General features: G+C 62.8%; 14 protein-coding genes. 4 read left to right on the plus strand and 10 right to left on the minus strand.

What is annotated here, in order from left to right:
* Window positions 1-290: 290 nt before the first annotated feature.
* On the minus strand, window positions 291-1,370 hold the full coding sequence (locus KBX07_RS08330; protein WP_005291410.1) for a GNAT family N-acetyltransferase: 1,080 nt from the start codon (window positions 1,368-1,370) through the stop codon (window positions 291-293).
* Window positions 1,371-1,467: 97 nt separating this feature from the next.
* On the opposite strand from KBX07_RS08330, the gene KBX07_RS08335 reads away from it, so the two are divergent.
* Window positions 1,468-2,019: a helix-turn-helix domain-containing protein gene (locus KBX07_RS08335; RefSeq protein ID WP_256023859.1), complete on the plus strand. Its 552-nt coding sequence runs from the start codon at window positions 1,468-1,470 to the stop codon at window positions 2,017-2,019.
* Window positions 2,020-2,212: 193 nt separating this feature from the next.
* Here KBX07_RS08335 and KBX07_RS08340 read toward each other — a convergent pair whose 3' ends face one another.
* From KBX07_RS08340 to KBX07_RS08355, 4 genes are read right to left on the minus strand one after another with little or no spacing between them, the layout of a single operon-like run.
* On the minus strand, window positions 2,213-2,485 hold the full coding sequence (locus KBX07_RS08340; protein WP_255997124.1) for a mycoredoxin: 273 nt from the start codon (window positions 2,483-2,485) through the stop codon (window positions 2,213-2,215).
* A gap of 2 nt (window positions 2,486-2,487) precedes the next feature.
* Entirely contained in the window at window positions 2,488-3,006 is a 519-nt protein-coding gene (locus KBX07_RS08345; RefSeq protein ID WP_256023755.1) for a dihydrofolate reductase, read from the minus strand.
* Between the two features lie 2 nt (window positions 3,007-3,008).
* On the minus strand, window positions 3,009-3,815 hold the full coding sequence (locus KBX07_RS08350; RefSeq protein WP_256023757.1) for a thymidylate synthase: 807 nt from the start codon (window positions 3,813-3,815) through the stop codon (window positions 3,009-3,011).
* A 38-nt stretch (window positions 3,816-3,853) separates the two neighbouring features.
* Window positions 3,854-4,627, minus strand: a complete 774-nt coding sequence (locus KBX07_RS08355; protein ID WP_256003290.1) for a 3'(2'),5'-bisphosphate nucleotidase CysQ — start codon at window positions 4,625-4,627, stop codon at window positions 3,854-3,856.
* 231 nt (window positions 4,628-4,858) lie between these two features.
* Here KBX07_RS08355 and KBX07_RS08360 point away from each other — a divergent pair, with 231 nt between their 5' ends.
* Entirely contained in the window at window positions 4,859-9,667 is a 4,809-nt protein-coding gene (locus tag KBX07_RS08360) for a DEAD/DEAH box helicase (protein ID WP_256023758.1), read from the plus strand.
* Entirely contained in the window at window positions 9,654-10,502 is an 849-nt protein-coding gene (locus KBX07_RS08365) for a DNA-formamidopyrimidine glycosylase family protein (RefSeq protein ID WP_256023760.1), read from the plus strand. Before KBX07_RS08360 ends, KBX07_RS08365 begins: the two co-directional genes overlap by 14 nt.
* Window positions 10,503-10,605: 103 nt before the next feature.
* Here KBX07_RS08365 and KBX07_RS08370 read toward each other — a convergent pair whose 3' ends face one another.
* From KBX07_RS08370 to pgi, 3 genes are all read right to left on the minus strand, one after another.
* On the minus strand, window positions 10,606-11,238 hold the full coding sequence (locus KBX07_RS08370; RefSeq protein WP_005291391.1) for a DedA family protein: 633 nt from the start codon (window positions 11,236-11,238) through the stop codon (window positions 10,606-10,608).
* Window positions 11,239-11,314: 76 nt separating this feature from the next.
* Window positions 11,315-12,799 (minus strand): glutamate-cysteine ligase family protein, encoded by a 1,485-nt coding sequence (locus KBX07_RS08375; RefSeq protein WP_255995379.1) that lies wholly within the window; start codon window positions 12,797-12,799, stop codon window positions 11,315-11,317.
* Window positions 12,800-12,845: 46 nt separating this feature from the next.
* The gene (pgi, locus tag KBX07_RS08380) at window positions 12,846-14,483 is read right to left on the minus strand and encodes a glucose-6-phosphate isomerase (RefSeq protein ID WP_256023762.1); all 1,638 of its coding nucleotides are present in this window, start codon (window positions 14,481-14,483) and stop codon (window positions 12,846-12,848) included.
* 62 nt (window positions 14,484-14,545) lie between these two features.
* Between pgi and KBX07_RS08385 the strand changes: the two genes are divergently transcribed.
* Window positions 14,546-14,869 (plus strand): antibiotic biosynthesis monooxygenase, encoded by a 324-nt coding sequence (locus KBX07_RS08385; protein ID WP_255997116.1) that lies wholly within the window; start codon window positions 14,546-14,548, stop codon window positions 14,867-14,869.
* Between the two features lie 103 nt (window positions 14,870-14,972).
* Here KBX07_RS08385 and KBX07_RS08390 read toward each other — a convergent pair whose 3' ends face one another.
* On the minus strand, window positions 14,973-15,665 hold the full coding sequence (locus KBX07_RS08390; protein ID WP_256023763.1) for a hypothetical protein: 693 nt from the start codon (window positions 15,663-15,665) through the stop codon (window positions 14,973-14,975).
* 482 nt (window positions 15,666-16,147) lie between these two features.
* Entirely contained in the window at window positions 16,148-16,441 is a 294-nt protein-coding gene (locus KBX07_RS08395; RefSeq protein WP_255995384.1) for a chorismate mutase, read from the minus strand.
* Window positions 16,442-16,445: the final 4 nt, after the last annotated feature.

Genomic DNA, 16,445 nt, shown 5'->3' on the forward strand with positions numbered 1-16,445 from the left:
TGAACTCGTCACTGAACTTCCTAGGCATGATCCAATCCTCCTCTAGAAACGATCGGAACTAAACCCAGGACACTTCAACGGGGGTCGTTGCGGGGTGTGTAAGGAAGCGGTGGAAAACGTGTAAGCCGCCGCGGAAGCGGCGGCGAGTCTAGAGGTTGGGGAGTTTACTGAATGTCCCTTCTGAACACGGAAAGCTCCTCTACCTGTATGCATAGGTGAGGTGTTTTGTGTTGTGCAGGGACCGGCACCAAGGAAGTTCGGGCCGAAACCCGCGCATATCAGCGACCCAATCATTGGCCCGTGTTCTCGGAGGCTAGTCGCGCGTATACGAGGGTGTCGGTCCATTCGCCCTTGCTGAACCAGTTTTGGACGTGATGAGCTTCGAGCCGGAGTCCAACGCGCTTAGCGAGCGCCGCGGAGCCACTGTTACGGGCATCCATCTGCGCGGTGATGCGGTGGAGATGGTATTGATCAAACCCGAGGGCAAGTACCGCGCGGACGGCTTCGCTGGCAAAGCCTTGTCCACCGTGCGTGGGGTGGAGCACCCACCCAATCTCCGCCTGGCGGTGTTCCTTATCTGTGAGCCACAGTGCGACGTCTCCGATAGGGGTGTCGTCATGCTCAATGACCAGTGCAAGTGCAGCAGCCTCTCCATCGAGGTCAGTCTTTGATAGCCGCTCCGTGAGATTGTCGCGGGTGACTTCCAAAGTCCATGGCTCGTCCAACAGGTAACGAGCAACGTCAGGTCGTGAGTACAAATCGTGAAGCCATGCGGCATCGTCTGTCTCATGCAGGCGGAGTCGAAGCCGTTCTGTCGTCAACGGCCACGTGGGTGTGGACACGAGATTGCGCCGGTAATGGATCAACTCCTCGCGATGCCCTGCGGGCGTGGTTCCTACATCTTGTCCAGTCTCGCGGAAGCCCGCCGTCGTCAAGCAGCGTTGGGAGGCCGTGTTCTCCGGAAGCGTGCGTGCCGTCAAGGTTTGAAGCCCACTGCTGCGCGCGAAGCGTGATGCCAGCTCCAAGCCCCGACGGGCATGTCCATCCCCTCGTGCATCGGGATGAATCCAGAACCCAACCTCGGCAGCCGCGGGGCTGATGTCAAAGAGAACCACGGAACCCACGAACCGGTCGGTCTCAGCGTCGGCAAGTGTGAGGGCGGCCAACGTGCCGGACGAGAGGCCCGTCGCGACCTCCTCACGGATCATCCGTCGCACGGACTCGGGGGTGTAGTCGGGTTCGGGCAGGTGGGCGAAGCGCCGAACAGCTTCATCTTTGCTGCCGGCTGCATACGCGTCTGCATCTAGTTCGGAGAGAGGGCGTAGGCGAGTGTTCTCAAAGGTGATCGGGAGGTTTGTGGCATCCAACATATGCCAAAACTAACATAGTTTGGATAGGTGCATGTTTGGTTAGGCTGGTGGGGTGAGTTACTGGGAACACCGAAAACCTGTTCAGCGTCTCCGCGCCGTGGATATTGCGGAAATTGCAAGAGCATCAGCGAGGTTGCTGGACGAAGGTGGGCTGAGGGCGCTCACCATGAGAGCTGTGGCTCAACAAGTGGGCGTCGCTCCAGCCAGCCTGTACTCCCGTGTGGAGTCAGTCGATGACCTATTCGACCTCGCCCTCGATACAGCGCTTGCAGACGACCCCGTGATGTCGGACTCGATCCGTACCTCCGACCTGCCCACCCTGATGCAAGATTTCTTCACACACCTCACGACCCACCGGTGGGCAGGTCAGGTCATTGGGATGCGCGCGCCCAGGGGCCCTGCTTACCTGGAGTTTTCTGAGCGCATGTGCGTCCTCCTCGAGCGAGAGGGAGTCCCGGACCCGTTGGGAACTGCCTACCGGTTGTCAAACCTAGTAATCGGCGCCTCTCTGACTGCTCCCATGGCACCCGACGAAAAGCGTGTTGCCATCGACCCCGAACAAGCCCCGGCTTATGCGCGCCTCCACGCGGCGCACCACATTAGCCCACAAGAGATCCTCTCCGAAGGCATCAAGAAACTCTTATCTTGACGAACCATCCCGTTTCTCGGGCCGAAGCCGTGACTGTGGAAGACCTTTTTAGCTGCATATAGGCTTGCGTAGTGTTGTTTTCCCAGGATGGACGATTGCAATCTAGGGTGCCAGCTTAAGCATCTATTTTTCAAAAAGCCCGTATTTTGCAAAATACGAGCTTGAGTGGGCGTTGAAAATTGCAGCCTGGGGGCTAGTTCAGCTCGGCGATCTTCGCCAGCACCTCGCCGGCGGGTGGGTTGGTGGCGTGGGTGCCGTCGGAATAGAGGACGGTGGGCACGACGCGGTTGCCGTTGTTGACGGACTCGACCCAGGCGGAGGCGTCCTCGTTGCCGGGGGCTTCGACGTCGACGATCTCGTGCGGGGCATCGGCGGAGCGCAGGTCCGCGAGCAGCCTGGTGCAAAACGGGCACCAGGAAGTGGCGAAGACGGTGACGGGGGACGTTGTCTCAGGGGTGGTAGCCAACGTTATTGAGCCTTTCGTTTGAATCGTTGGAAGCGGTAGCGGAGGGGAGATTTCTCCACGCCCTCGATGGTCACGCGGCCGCGCTCCGAGGCGAACCAGTCGGTTTCGCTGGTCAGCTCGAAGTCCTCACTGATCCGCGGGGCGTACACGGCATCGTGGGGGAGATGAGGGGAAAGGGAGACGTCGATAAGCGTGCGCTCGATGACGTCGACCTCGTCGAGCGTGGCTTCGTAGAGTTGCGCCCCGCCGATGATCCACGCGTCGGTGTCCACGTCGGGTAGGTCGCGGTAGACGTACGCGCCTTTCGACCACGTGTCCGCTTCACGCGAGGAGATGATGATGTTCGTGCGGCTCGGCAGAGGTTTGAACGGGAGGGATTCCCACGTGCGGCGGCCCATGATGACGGGGTTGCCGAGCGTGGTCTCCTTGAAATGCTTGAGGTCCTCCGGCAGGTGCCACGGCATGCCCGCGCCGTTGCCGATGATGCGGTCGACGGACTGAGCCCAGATTGCGCCGAGCACCGCTACACCGAGACCTTCGCCGCGATCGTCGGGTGAGGGTCGTAGCCTGCGACCGTGATGTCGTCGAAGCCGTAGTCGAAGATGGACTCCGCCTTGGTGAGCTCAAGCTGCGGGTACGGGCGCGGCTCACGCGAAAGCTGCTCTTTGACCTGTTCAATGTGGTCGTTGTAGATGTGGCAGTCGCCGCCCGTCCAAATCAGCTCGCCGACCTCAAGACCCGCTTGCTGAGCGAACATGTGGGTCAGAAGCGAATAGGACGCGATATTGAACGGGACGCCCAGGAACATGTCTGCCGAACGCTGGTAGACCTGCATGGACAGCTTGCCATCGGCGACATAGAGCTGGAAAAGCAGGTGACAGGGCATGAGCGCCATCTTGTCCAGTTCCGAGACATTCCACGCGGAAACGACGTTGCGGCGCGATTCCGGGTCTTGTTTAAGCAAATCGAGCGCATTCTGGATCTGATCGATGTGCTGGCCATCCGGGGTGGGCCAGGAACGCCACTGCACGCCGTAGACCGGGCCCAGCTCGCCATTGGCGTCAGCCCACTCGTTCCAGATCCGAATATTGTTCTCCTGCAGCCAGCGGACATTCGAGTCGCCTTTGAGGAACCAGAGCAGCTCACCGACGACGCCTTTGAAGTAGACCTTCTTCGTGGTCAGCAGCGGGAAAGAATCAGAGAGATCGTAGCGCAGCTGCTTGCCGAACACGCTGATCGTGCCGGTGCCAGTGCGATCGGACTTCGGCGTTCCGGTCTCGAGGATTTCGCGCAGCAGGTCCTCGTACGGGGTGGGGATAGTCCCAGTCATTCACTCACTCTTTGCGGGGGTCGTGCGGTCTGGTGCAGCTATTTGGCGATGCCTTCGTAGCTGCCGTGCTCTTCCTTATACGCTGCGGCATGCTCGAGAATTTCATCGGCGAGCTCCGGGCGGCAGATCAGCAGGTCGGGGATGTAGGTGTCCTCGTTGTTGAAGCGCACCTCGGTGCCGTCCAGGCGCGTGGCGTGGAGGCCCGCTGCCTTTGCCACGCCCACTGGGGCAGCCTGGTCCCACTCGTACTGGCCGCCGGCGTGAATGTAGGCGTCGTAGTCGCCGAGCAGCACGTGCATGGCCTTCGCGCCGGCCGAGCCGATGCCGACTGCCTCGAAGTCCATCTTCTCGGCCACGTACTTCGCCACTGCCGGCGGGCGGTTGTGCGACAGTGCGATCTTGCGGGACAGCGGACCTTCGACGTGGCGCACGTCGGAGGACTTGAACACCACGCCGAGGTCCGGCAGGCCCACGGCGGCGTGGGTGGGAACGCCATTTTCGACGAGTGCGATGTGCACCGCCCAGTCCTGGCGGCCGGTGGCGAATTCCTTCGTGCCGTCCAGCGGATCCACGATCCACACACGCGGGTTGTCCAGGCGGGCCAGATCGTCGACCGCCTCCTCGGACAAGAATCCGTCATCTGGGCGGTGCTGCGCCAGCACACGTGCGATCCAGTTCTGGGCGAGATCGTCGCCTGCCTCCCCCAACTCGCGGCCGCGCAGTAGGCCCACACCGCGGATGCCCTTGAGGATTTCGCCGGTGCCAAGCGCAATGAGGTTAGTCAACCGTGAGTCCGAGTACGTTGCCGTCATGGCCTAGACCTTACCGCGTGCGCGGTGTCCTCGTGCGCTGTGGGCGACTGCTTCTGCAGCGCAACATAACACTTAACTTCCCACATAACATAACACTTGTGGGAAGTTGGGTGTTATGTTGAGTTTCCGCTGGTAGAGGATCGTTTGGTCTTGGCTTCCCATGAAGCTTCCCACTTAACATCACACATGTGGGAAGTTAAGTGTTATGTTCCGGCCGGTTAGGGTGAAAGCGTGCCTGACAGACCTTTCGACCGATTTGTGAGCGGGGATTCCGGTCGCATTCTCGACCGCTTCCACCCGCAGGTGGCCACGTGGTTCGAGGAGGTCTTCGCCGCGCCGACTCCGGTGCAGGAGCAGGCGTGGAAATCGATCTCGGAGGGGGAGAACACCCTCGTTGTCGCCCCGACGGGTTCCGGTAAGACGCTCGCGGCTTTCCTCTGGTCGCTCAATGCGATGGTGCAGCGTTCCGGCCAGCAAGCCCTGCATTTCGACGACAATGCGGCGCTCCAGCGCACCACCACGGGAACGCGCGAGGGCGTGCGGGTGCTCTACATCTCCCCGCTCAAAGCCCTCGGCGTGGATGTCGAGAATAACCTCCGCGCACCCCTGACCGGGATTGCCCGTGTGGCGCAGCGCATGGAGCTGGACATGCCGGATGTCTCCGTGGCTGTGCGCTCCGGCGACACGCCACAGGCGGAACGCAACCGGCAGGCCCGCAAACCCCCGGACATTCTCATCACCACGCCGGAAAGCCTGTACTTGATGCTGACCAGCAAGTCGGCGGGGATTCTGAAAACCGTCGATACCGTGGTCATCGATGAAATCCACGCCCTGGCAGGCACGAAACGCGGCGTCCACTTGGCGCTGTCGCTAGAGCGCCTGCGCCGCCTTGCCGGGAATTTCCAGCGCATCGGTCTCTCGGCCACCGTTCGGCCGCTCGACGCGGTGGCGAATTTCTTGGGCGAGCGCACCTCGATCGTGAACCCGCCGGCGGAAAAGAGATGGCAGCTCGACGTCCACGTGCCCGTCGAGGACATGAGCGACCTGCCCGTGCCGGAGGAGGGCTCGCCGATCGGGGAGGCGGTGATCGACACCTCGTCCATTTCCGACGATGTCCTCGACTTCAACTTGGACGGGCCCGAAGAGAAGAGGGACCTCGCCCCGCCGCCAACTCCGGGCCAATCGTCCATCTGGCCGCACATCGAGGCGCAGTTGTACCGGGAGATCATGGCGCATCGCTCGACGATCGTGTTCGTCAACGCGCGCCGGACCGCGGAGCGCCTGACCAGCCGCCTCAACGAGATCTGGGCGGCGGAGCACGACCCGGAAGCACTCAGCCCGGAACTTCGGTGCCCACCAGCGCAACTGATGAAGGCGACCGACTTGGCAGGCAAAGCCGCGCCAGTGATCGCCCGCGCCCACCACGGCAGCGTGTCCAAAGAAGAGCGCGTGACCACGGAGACTGCCCTGAAGGAAGGCACCCTCAAGGCAGTGGTGTCTACGAGTTCGCTCGAGCTCGGCATCGACATGGGTGCGGTGGACCTGGTCGTGCAGGTTGAATCCCCGCCGTCGGTGGCCTCGGGCCTGCAGCGTGTGGGCCGCGCCGGGCACTCCGTCGGAGCCGTGTCAGAGGGCTCGTTCTATCCGAAGCACCGCTCCGACCTCGTCCAAACAGCGGTGACCGTGCCCCGTATGCGTGAGGGCCTGATCGAGGAGCTGCACACCCCGAAAAGCCCGCTTGACGTGCTCGCACAGCAGACCGTCGCCGCTGTCGCGGTGGAGGACCTCGAAGTCGACGACTGGTACGAGACCGTCACCCGCGCCTGGCCGTACCGCGACTTGGCCCGCGAGGTTTTCAATGCGGTGATCGACCTCGTTGTCGGCGTCTACCCCTCCACCGACTTCGCGGAGCTTAGGCCCAGGGCGATTCTTGACGGCACCACCCTCAAAGCCCGCCCCGGCGCGCAGCGCGTTGCTGTCACCAACGCCGGCACGATTCCAGACCGGGGGATGTTCGGCGTGTTCTTGATCGCAAGCGATCAAGACGGAGGAAGAGGACCGCGCCGCGTCGGGGAGCTCGATGAGGAGATGGTCTATGAGTCCCGCGTCGGCGACGTGTTCACGCTTGGTGCTTCCAGTTGGCGGATCGAGAACATCACGCGCGATCAGGTCCAGGTCAGCCCCGCGCCGGGCCACACCGGCCGCTTGCCGTTCTGGTCCGGCGACAGTTTGGGCCGGCCGTATGAATTGGGTCTTGCGCTTGGCGAGTTTCGTCGAGAAGCGAAAAGCGGCGGTGAGATCGACCCGAGCCTGGATGCGTACGCCCGCGACAACCTCCTGAAATACCTCGACGAGCAGGAGGAAGCGACTGGCATCATCCCTGATGAGAAAACGCTGGTCCTCGAACGCTTCACGGATGAGGTGGGGGACTGGCGGGTCGTGCTGCACACCCCGTTCGGCAAAGGGGTCAATGCCGCGTGGGCGTTGGCGACGGGGTGGCGCGTGGCGCAGGAGACCGGTATGGATGCCCAGGCTGTCGCGGGTGATGACGGCATTGTGCTGCGCCTGCCGCAGGGCGAGAAGGAGCCGGATGCGTCAGTGTTCGGCTTCGACGCAGACGAGATCGCGGACATCGTGACTGAGCAGGTGGGCAACTCCGCGCTCTTCGCGTCCCGTTTCCGCGAGTGCGCCGCCCGCGCACTGCTTCTGCCGCGCCGCAACCCGGGCAAACGCGCGCCGTTGTGGCAGCAGCGTCAGCGCTCCGAGCAGCTTCTCGACGTCGCCCGCAACTACCCGTCCTTCCCGATCATCCTCGAGACAGTCCGCGAGTGCCTACAAGATGTCTACGATTTGCCGGCGCTGCAGGACGTGATGCGCCAGCTGGCTACCCGCCGCATCCGCGTCGCTGAGGTGACCACGGACCAGCCGAGCCCCTTCGCCTCGTCGTTGCTGTTCAACTACACCGGCGCGTTCATGTACGAAGGCGACACTCCGCTGGCGGAAAAGCGCGCTGCGGCCCTCTCGCTCGACCCGTCGCTGCTAGCTAAATTGCTGGGCACCGTGGAGCTAAGAGAGCTTCTCGACGCTGATGTCATCGCAGAGGTCGACGCCTCCCTCCGCCGCGTCGGCAAGGCGGACACCTCCGAGCAGTTCGCGGACACGCTGCGCATCGTCGGCCCCGTACCCGTCGATGAGCTGGCCACCTATACTTCGGTGCCGCTACCGGGGCTCGAAGAAAGCCTGGGTAAACGAGTCATGGTCGTCCGCATCGGCGGCCGCGAGCATCTTGCGCAATCACTCGACGCGCCCCTGCTTCGCGACGGGCTCGGCGTCCCTGTCCCGCCCGGCATCCCCGCCCAAGTGGCCACGATCCCGGACGCTCTCAACCAGTTGGTGAGCCGCTGGGTGCGCACGCGCGGGCCGTTCACCCTGCGCGACCTGGCGAACGCATTCGGCCTGTCGGTCGGTGCGGCCTACACGGCGTTGACCCCGCTGGTTGACGCCGACAAGGTCATTGAAGGCCGCTACCGCCAGGGTGTTGACGAGCAGGAGTACATGGCCGCCGAGGTTCTGCGCATCGTGCGCACCCGGTCGCTCGCCGCTGCCCGCGCGCAGACTCGCCCGGTCTCACAATCGGCGCTCGGCCGGTTCATGCCGGCCTGGCTCAACATCGCCCCTGCCGGCACGCGGCCGCCGTTGCGCGGTGCGGACGGCGTGTATTCGGTCATTGAGCAGCTCGCTGGCGTCCGCCTTCCTGCCAGCGCGTGGGAGTCCATGATCCTCCCGTCGCGCGTGGGCGACTACTCCCCGGAGATGCTCGATGAGCTGACGCTGGGCGGCGAAGTCGTCATCGTCGGGGCTGGCAAGGCCGGCGCACGCGACCCGTGGATCATGCTGCTGCCCGCCGACTACGCCGCCCAACTCATGCCGATCCCGGAAGAACCCTTGCTCAGTCTCACCCAGCAGCAGGTGATGGACAAGATCCGCGCCGGCGGCGGCTACCTGTTCACTGACTTGTTGGATGGTGTCGGTGGTGCGCGCAGCGCGACCACCGACGAGCTCCGCGAGTCCGTGTGGGATCTCGTCGAGGCGGGTCTGATCGCACCTGACTCGTTCGCTCCGATCCGTGCTCGCCTCGCCGGCGGTAAGCATGGGAAGACGGCGCACAGGGCGAAGCGGCGGCCGTCGAGAAGCAGAATTCGCTCTGGGCGCACCACCTTCACCACCGTGACTCCGCCGGACATGACCGGGCGCTGGGCTGCGACACCAACGCCTGACACTGATCCGACGCAACGTTCGCTGGCACACGGCGAGGCGTGGCTTGACCGTTACGGCGTGGTCACCCGCGGCAGCATCGTCTCCGAGGACATCCCCGGCGGTTTCGCCCTGGCCTATAAGACGCTCTCCGGTTTCGAGGAGTCCGGCAAAGCCATGCGCGGTTACCTCGTCGAAGGGCTCGGCGCCGCGCAATTCTCCACGCCAGCCACGATCGACCGTTTGCGCGGGCACCAGGACTCAGATGACCTCGTCGGCTGGCCGTCCGGCACCAAGGAACCGAAGGTCTACGTGCTTGCCGCCACCGACCCCGCGAACCCGTACGGCGCGGCGTTGCCATGGCCAGAATCCGGCCCGACACGGTCTGCCGGCGCGCTCGTCGTGCTTATCGACGGCCTCCTCGCCGCCCACACCACCCGCGGCGGCAAGACCATGACCACTTTCTTCGACGGCTTCCCCGAGGGTGTCGTCGACGGTGACAGGGACGTAGAGCTTCTACGCATGGTCGTCGGGGCGCTCGCCGATGTTGTGGGGCAGGGGAGGATGACGCCATTGACCGTCGAAAAGCTCAACGGCGGGCCCGCGTTCATCCTGAAAGAATACGGCGCGGCCGGTTCGCCGAAGGGCGCGAAGATCGGCGGCAGAACGGTTGCTTCGCCGAAGCGCCGTGGCCGGACGGTGACCGACGCGATCAAGTCGATGGAGCTGGACGACCTCAGTTTCGACGACCCGTCTGACGAGGAGGACACCGATGCCCGAGGGTGATTCGGTCTACCAGCTGTCCAAACGGCTGCAGTTCATGACCGGCCGCGAGGTGACCAAGTGCTCTCTGCGCGTGCCCCGCTTTGCCACCGTCGACTTCACCGGCATGACCGTCGAGCGCGTCTGGCCCTACGGTAAGCACTTGTTCATGCAGTTCGGCGCGGACGGCTACGAGCCCGAGATACTGCACACCCACCTCAAGATGGAGGGAACCTGGTCCGTTCACCGCGCGGGCAGTCGCTGGAAGAAGCCTGGTCACACAGCTCGAGTCGTGCTCCAGCTTGCGGATGCGGCCGGCGATATCGAGCTGGTCGGCCATTCCCTCGGTCTTGTCGACGTCTTCCCTGCCGTCGCGTACGAGGAGGAGATGGGCTATCTCGGCCCAGACATGCTCGCGGAAGACTTCGATTCTGCGGAGGCTTATCGGCGCATTCTCGCCGCACCGGAAAGAGAGATCGGGCGCGCGCTGATGGACCAATACCGTGTCGCGGGAATTGGCAACGAGTACCGCGCCGAGATCTGCTTCCTCGCCGGCGTCCACCCTACCCGCACCGTTGGGGAGTTGGGGGAGGAGAAGGTTCGGTCGATCATCGATATTTCCCGCCGCCTCATGTGGACGAACAAAGATGAGGTCAAACGCGTCTCCACCGGGGTGAAACGGGCCGGGGAGACGGCTTACGTCTTCGGTCGAAACAACAAGCCCTGCCGGCGCTGCGCCACCTTGATCAAAAACGGGTTCCTCGGCGGTGCGGGTGACCTAGAGCGCGTGATCTGGTGGTGCCCCACCTGCCAGCCAGAGCCAGAGGGCTGGGCAGAACGCGCCGTGCGGAAAAGTTGACATAGCGGGACCGTGCTCAAACGACTAAAACGCCGTGACCTGCGGTTACGTTGCTAGACGGACATCCAGTTTGTCAACTTTTCCGCAAGGGACCCGTGAACCCCTACGCCTGCGGTGCGGTCTCGTTGCGCTCACGAATGGCGCGGCGGATGAAGAAGACCAAAAAGCCCAGGATGATGAGGATGAGCAGGACGTAGACGACCTTGGAGTATTGGTCGACGTAGCGCTCGACAACGTCCCAGTTCTCACCGAGCTTGAAACCGAGGTAGATCAGGATGAAGTTCCAAATGCCGGAGCCCAGGGTGGTCCACAGGCCGAAAGTGAGCAGGTTCATTCGGTCGAGGCCGGCGGGAATGGAGATCAGCGAGCGCACGCCGGGGATGAGACGCCCGAAGAAGATCGACGGCTTGCCGTAACGGTCGAACCACTCCAGAGCTTTATCCACGTCGGAGGCCTTGACCAGCCACATCCAATCCGCGATGGCGCGCAGGCGGTCAGCGCCCAACCACGCACCCAGGCCATAGAGCATGTACGCGCCGACGACGGAACCAATGGTCGCCCAGATGAACACCGACACGAAGTTCAGGGAACCCTGCGCGACGGTGAAGCCGCCCAGCGGCAGCACGACCTCCGAGGGGATTGGCGGGAAGAGGTTCTCCAGCAGGATCGCGATGCCGACGCCAGGGGCGCCGAGGGCATCCATGAGGTTGACAATCCAATCGATGATTCCGGACACGCGTCACTCTTTCTTCTGGCGGTCAGTCCTCTAGCACTCTATCCGCTAAAGGTATCTGGACTAGAAACGCGCACCGTTAGATATCTGTTGACCAGGTATGCACCGGGGCGGAGGTCTTCTGATTCTCCAGGTACGCCTCGAGCACACGGGCAAGTGCGTCCTGGCGTTCCGGGGAACCGGGCTTCGTGCCCGCGCCGGTGGAGGCCAAAGCATCGAGCTGCCACGATGCGCCGTTCTGGCGCCGCCACGCGCGCCCTTCGATGACGCCCAGGTACTTGTCAATCAAGTTCTCGTCGACCTCGAGCATCTCCAACCCGAGTCGCGCTTGGTCTAGGAGGTGGTTGAGGACGAGGTTGGAGACGTCGATACGCCCCAGCGTGGGCCACACAACCCGGGCACCGAGGCCGTCGCGCGCGCCGGCGAAGAAGTTATTCGTCGCATCGGTGAAAGTCAGGCGCGACCAGACGGGTCGAGTCTGTTCGCCGAGGAACTTGACCATGCCGTAGTAGAAAGCTGCGTCCGCAATGATGTCGATCGTCGTCGGGCCCGCCGGGAGGATGCGGTTCTCCACGCGGATGTGGGACAGCTCCGTCGACGGATCGTAAATCGGCCGGTTCCACCGCCAGATCGTGCCGTTCTGCAGATTGAGGTAGTGCAGGCCGGGGCTGTTGCCGTCCATGATCGGTTTGCCTGCTTCGGCGCGGCCTTCCGGGATGAGCGGGGAGAAGTAGCGGACGTTTTCCTCGAACAGGTCGAACACGGACGTGATCCAGCGTTCACCGAACCACACGCGCGGCCGCACGCCCTGGTTAACCAGCTCCGCGGTGCGGGTGTCCATGGACTGTTGGAAGATGGGGATGCGGGATTCGTGCCACACTCGGTGGCCTAAGAACAGTGGGGAATTTGCTCCGAGCGCCACCTGCACGCCCGCGATAGCTTGGGAGGCATTCCACGCGTCCGCGAAACGGTCGGGGGCGACTTGCAGATGCAGCTGCATCGAGGTGCAGGTGGACTCGGTAGCAATGTCCTCAAAGGATTCTCGGTACCGCTCTTCGCGCGCGATGTCGATGTCTACGAGTTCGCCGCGGGCCTGCATCACCGAGTTCGTCAGGGCAGCGTAGCGGTTCTCTTTGGTCATCCACTCGGGGCTTTTCAGGTATTCGGTGGTGACGGTCGGCAGGGTGCCGATCATCGCCATCCGCGCTCCTGCCGCCGTCGCGGCTTCCTGCACATTGTGCAGGCGCTCGTTCAGTCCGTTGTGCAGCCTCGTGAGCCCGTCGCCTTCCATCGACAACGGAGGGTGGTTCACCTCGACGTTGTAGCGCCCGACTTCGGCCTGGTATTCATCTGAAAGCTCAGCGAGCACCGCATCGTTGCAACCCGCAGGCGCTGCATTCTCGTCGACGAGGTTGAGCTCGAGCTCCAAACCGATCGTGCCGTGATCGACGAATTCGGCCTTTTGGAGGTGCTTGTCAAAAACCTCGAGCTCGTCGAGCAGGTAATTGCGGTACTGCGTCCGCTGCTTCGGGGTATAAGAATCGCGTGATACGGCGTCGCCCATGGTTGTCAAGAATAACCGCAGGCGGCGCCGATCAACCGCATTTCATTTACTTTTGTTCGCGGTACCAGCGAATCAGCGCGTCCGTTGAAGCGTCGCCGGTGTCGGGTGTTTCTTCGCCGCTGACAGCGCCCGCCAGCTGGTTGGCCTGCTCTTTGCCCAGCTCAACACCCCACTGGTCGAAGGAGTTGATGCCCCAGATCACGCCTTGGGTGAAGGTGATGTGCTCGTACAGCGCGATGAGCGCGCCAAGCGCGTGCGGTGTGAGTTCTGGGGCGAGGATCGTGGTGGTCGGGCGGTTGCCCGGCATGACCTTGTGCGGCGCCAGCTGCTTATCGACGCCACTTGCCTCCACCTCTTGCTGCGTCCTCCCGAAAGCAAGCACCTTGGTTTGAGCGAAGAAATTCCCCATGAGCAGATCGTGCATCGATCCTTCACCGGTGGCCGTCGGCAGGTCTTCCTTCGGGGTGGCAAAGCCGATGAAGTCCGCCGGGATCATCGTCGTTCCCTGGTGGATGAGCTGGTAAAAGGCGTGCTGCCCGTTCGTGCCCGGTTCTCCCCAGAAGATCTCGCCGGTGTCGACGGTGACGGGGGAGCCGTCGATACGCGTGCTCTTGCCGTTGCTCTCCATGGTGAGCTGCTGAAGGTAGGCGGGGAAGCGGGAGAGGTCCTCGGAGTAGGGGAGCACGGCGTGGGTCTGCGCGCCGTAGAAGTTGCGGTACCAGACGTTGAGCAGGCCCATCAGTGCCGGGACGTTGCGCTCGTTCGGGGTGGTGCGGAAGTGCTCGTCCATCGCGTGGAAGCCCTCGAGGAAGCGCATGAAGTCCTGCGGGCCGATGACCGCCATGAGCGACAGACCGATTGCAGAATCGACCGAGTAGCGGCCGCCGACCCAGTCCCAGAACGGGAACATGTTGTCAGTGTCGATGCCGAACTCGGCGACCTTCTCCGCGTTCGTGGACACCGCTACGAAGTGCTTCGCGATGGCGGACTGGTCACCGTCGAACTGCTCCAGCAGCCAACGCTTCGCAGCATGCGCGTTGGACAGGGTCTCCTGCGTGGTGAAGGTCTTCGATGCAACGATGAACAGCGTTTCCTCCGGATTGACCTCATCGAGGACCCGGGACATGTCAGCTGGATCGACGTTAGAGACGAACTCGGCGGTAATGCCCGCCGTGGCGTACGTGCGCAGCGCGTTTGCCGCCATCGCGGGACCCAGGTCCGAGCCGCCGATACCGATGTTGACCACCTTCTTGATCGTGTGGCCGGTGTGTCCCTGCCACTCGCCCGAGCGCAGCTTGGAGGCGAAATCGCGCATCCGGCCCAGCACTTCGTGGACGTCTGCTGCAGCGTCCTGGCCGTCGACTTTCAGATCCCGCTCCGCCGGGATGCGCAGCGCGGTGTGCAGCACAGCACGGTCCTCAGTGGAGTTGATGCGCTCGCCGGTGAACATTTTCTCCGTGGCACCCTTCAGGTCGGCCTCCTCGGCAAGCTCCACGAGCGCGGCGAGAATGTCGGCGTCAACGAGGTTCTTGGACAGGTCGACGTGCAGGCCAGCAGCGTCAAAAGTGTAGGTCTCAGCGCGGTGGTCATCGTGGGCGAACAGTTCGCGCAGGGTGGTCGCCTGCTTCTCGGCGTGAAGCTTGAGCAGGTTGTTCCAGGCAGCGGTGGAGGTGATGTCGGTCATGGCCCCAAGGGTAGTGAAATATCCCGGGCTCTCGGGGTTAATTTTCGGGGATAATGGGCCGCATGAGCATTGTGAAGATCAACGCAATCACTGTCCCTGAGGGAGCTGGCGAGCACCTGGAGGAGCGCTTCAAGGCCCGCAAACACGCCATTGACAATCAGCCCGGTTTCGAAGGCTTTCAGCTGCTCCGCCCCGTCAAGGGGGAAGAGCGCTATTTCGTGGTCACCCGCTGGGCGGATGAAGAGTCCTACAACAACTGGTGGGCTGGGGAAGGCCGCTCTGCACACGGCGAGGGCCGGGAAGGCGGGGAGGCCCGCAAGCCTGTCGCATCCGGTGCGGAACTGCTCGAGTTCGAGGTCGTGCTCGACTCGCTCGAGGAGGACTAGGGGCCCGAGATTTAGTTTGCATAGTTGCACAGGCAAACAATTCTGAACTGGGGTTTTGTCCAGACCGTCACGAGCGAATGCAAACAATATCTTGACGCCGCCTCTAGGCCCTTTCCCGGAGCAACGCGAGGAGGATTCTTGGTAGGTCGTGGAGCGTCCCAGCTGAGATCCGCACGACGGTCCATCCCATAAGCTGGCATTCCAGGTTGATCCGGAAGTCAGTGTCTCGTTGGCCGCGAGCTAGGTGGTGTTCGCCGTCGTACATCAGGGCAATCTTGAGGTCTGTAAGGGCGAGGTCGAAGGTGGTGATGAGGCGTGGGCCGTCGTAAAGCGGGACTTGCTCGGTGAAGGCGAGCCCGTGTGATCTGAATTCCAGCGCGGCCTGTGCCCATTCAGTGTCGCCAATGAGGTTGGGTTTTTCGGTCAGCGCTGTGCACATGAGACGCATCTCAGTTTCTTTGGGCGATTCAGCCCGCGCGCTAGAGAGCTGGAGAACGTTGCGCAGCCATCGGTTGTCCACTCGGCCGCGCGCGGCATCCAGGATGGATTCGGGGGTGACTCCAAGTAGGTGGCGTGAGGCGTCGACTAGCTGGACAGCCCACAGGACGATAGGGTCAGCTACCCATGCTGGGCTTGACCATGAGTGGATCCCTGCGCGGACATCTTGAACAGCTTCGACGACAGCGTCGGGTGGTGCGCTGACGGGTATCTCTAGCCCGTTCCAAATGACGGTCCACGTGCCCTTCGCTTTTCGACGCCTCCTGACCAGCCCCCATTCCCTTTCCCTCCGATCCACCGGTGTGTTCATAGTGGTGTCGCACGAGTCGGCTAGGTAGGGAAAACCCAACAGGGCGAGAGCGCTGAGCCCGGAGACTACGCAGTTGGGGTTCTCATGGGCGTGGGCTACAGCTCGTAGACCGGCAGGCACCCGGTAGGCGGTGTTGTGGGGGTGGAATCGGGCATCGTGCCGGGCAAGTTCAGGTGATCGAACCGGGAAGTCTGACGCGAAGAAACCGGAAGAAACCTGAATTCCCCCGCCTGTCCGGTTGAGGGTGCCGGGGACTCGGCGGGAAATAACCATCCGATCGACGCACGCAAGTTTTGTGTAGCCCATGCCCTTCTTAGACTGCGGGAAGGGTGGTTCGGTTCCCTTGAATCGCGAACAGTGTGGCCTTGTTGGATATAGTTTGCAAGCTTGCCGTGGAAGTTAAATCTGACCTGCTGTTTTGTCAGCTCGGAAGGGGCCGGGTGCAAACTATATCCAGGCCGCCCGCTAACTTAACCTAACTTGCCCCGCCCGAGCCTGAGCAGGATCGCCGCCAGGTTCGGGCCTTCTTCTCCCAGCTCGTCGCGGAACTGGTTGATAATGGCCACTTCGCGGTTGTGCACCAACCGCGTCCCGCCCGAACCCATGCGGGTTTTGCCGATCGCTTGGGAGATCTCGGTGCGGCGCTTCACGGAGTCGAGGATCAGCCGATCGAGTCGGTCGATCTCTTGCCGGTAGCGCTGAATTTCAGCGTTGGAAAGCGGATCGTCGGTGCCCGACGGATGCCTGATCTCGAACTCGCTCATAGCG

It is taken from the genome of Corynebacterium sp. CCUG 70398 (assembly GCF_024454055.1).
Taxonomy (GTDB): Bacteria; Actinomycetota; Actinomycetes; order Mycobacteriales; family Mycobacteriaceae; genus Corynebacterium; species Corynebacterium genitalium.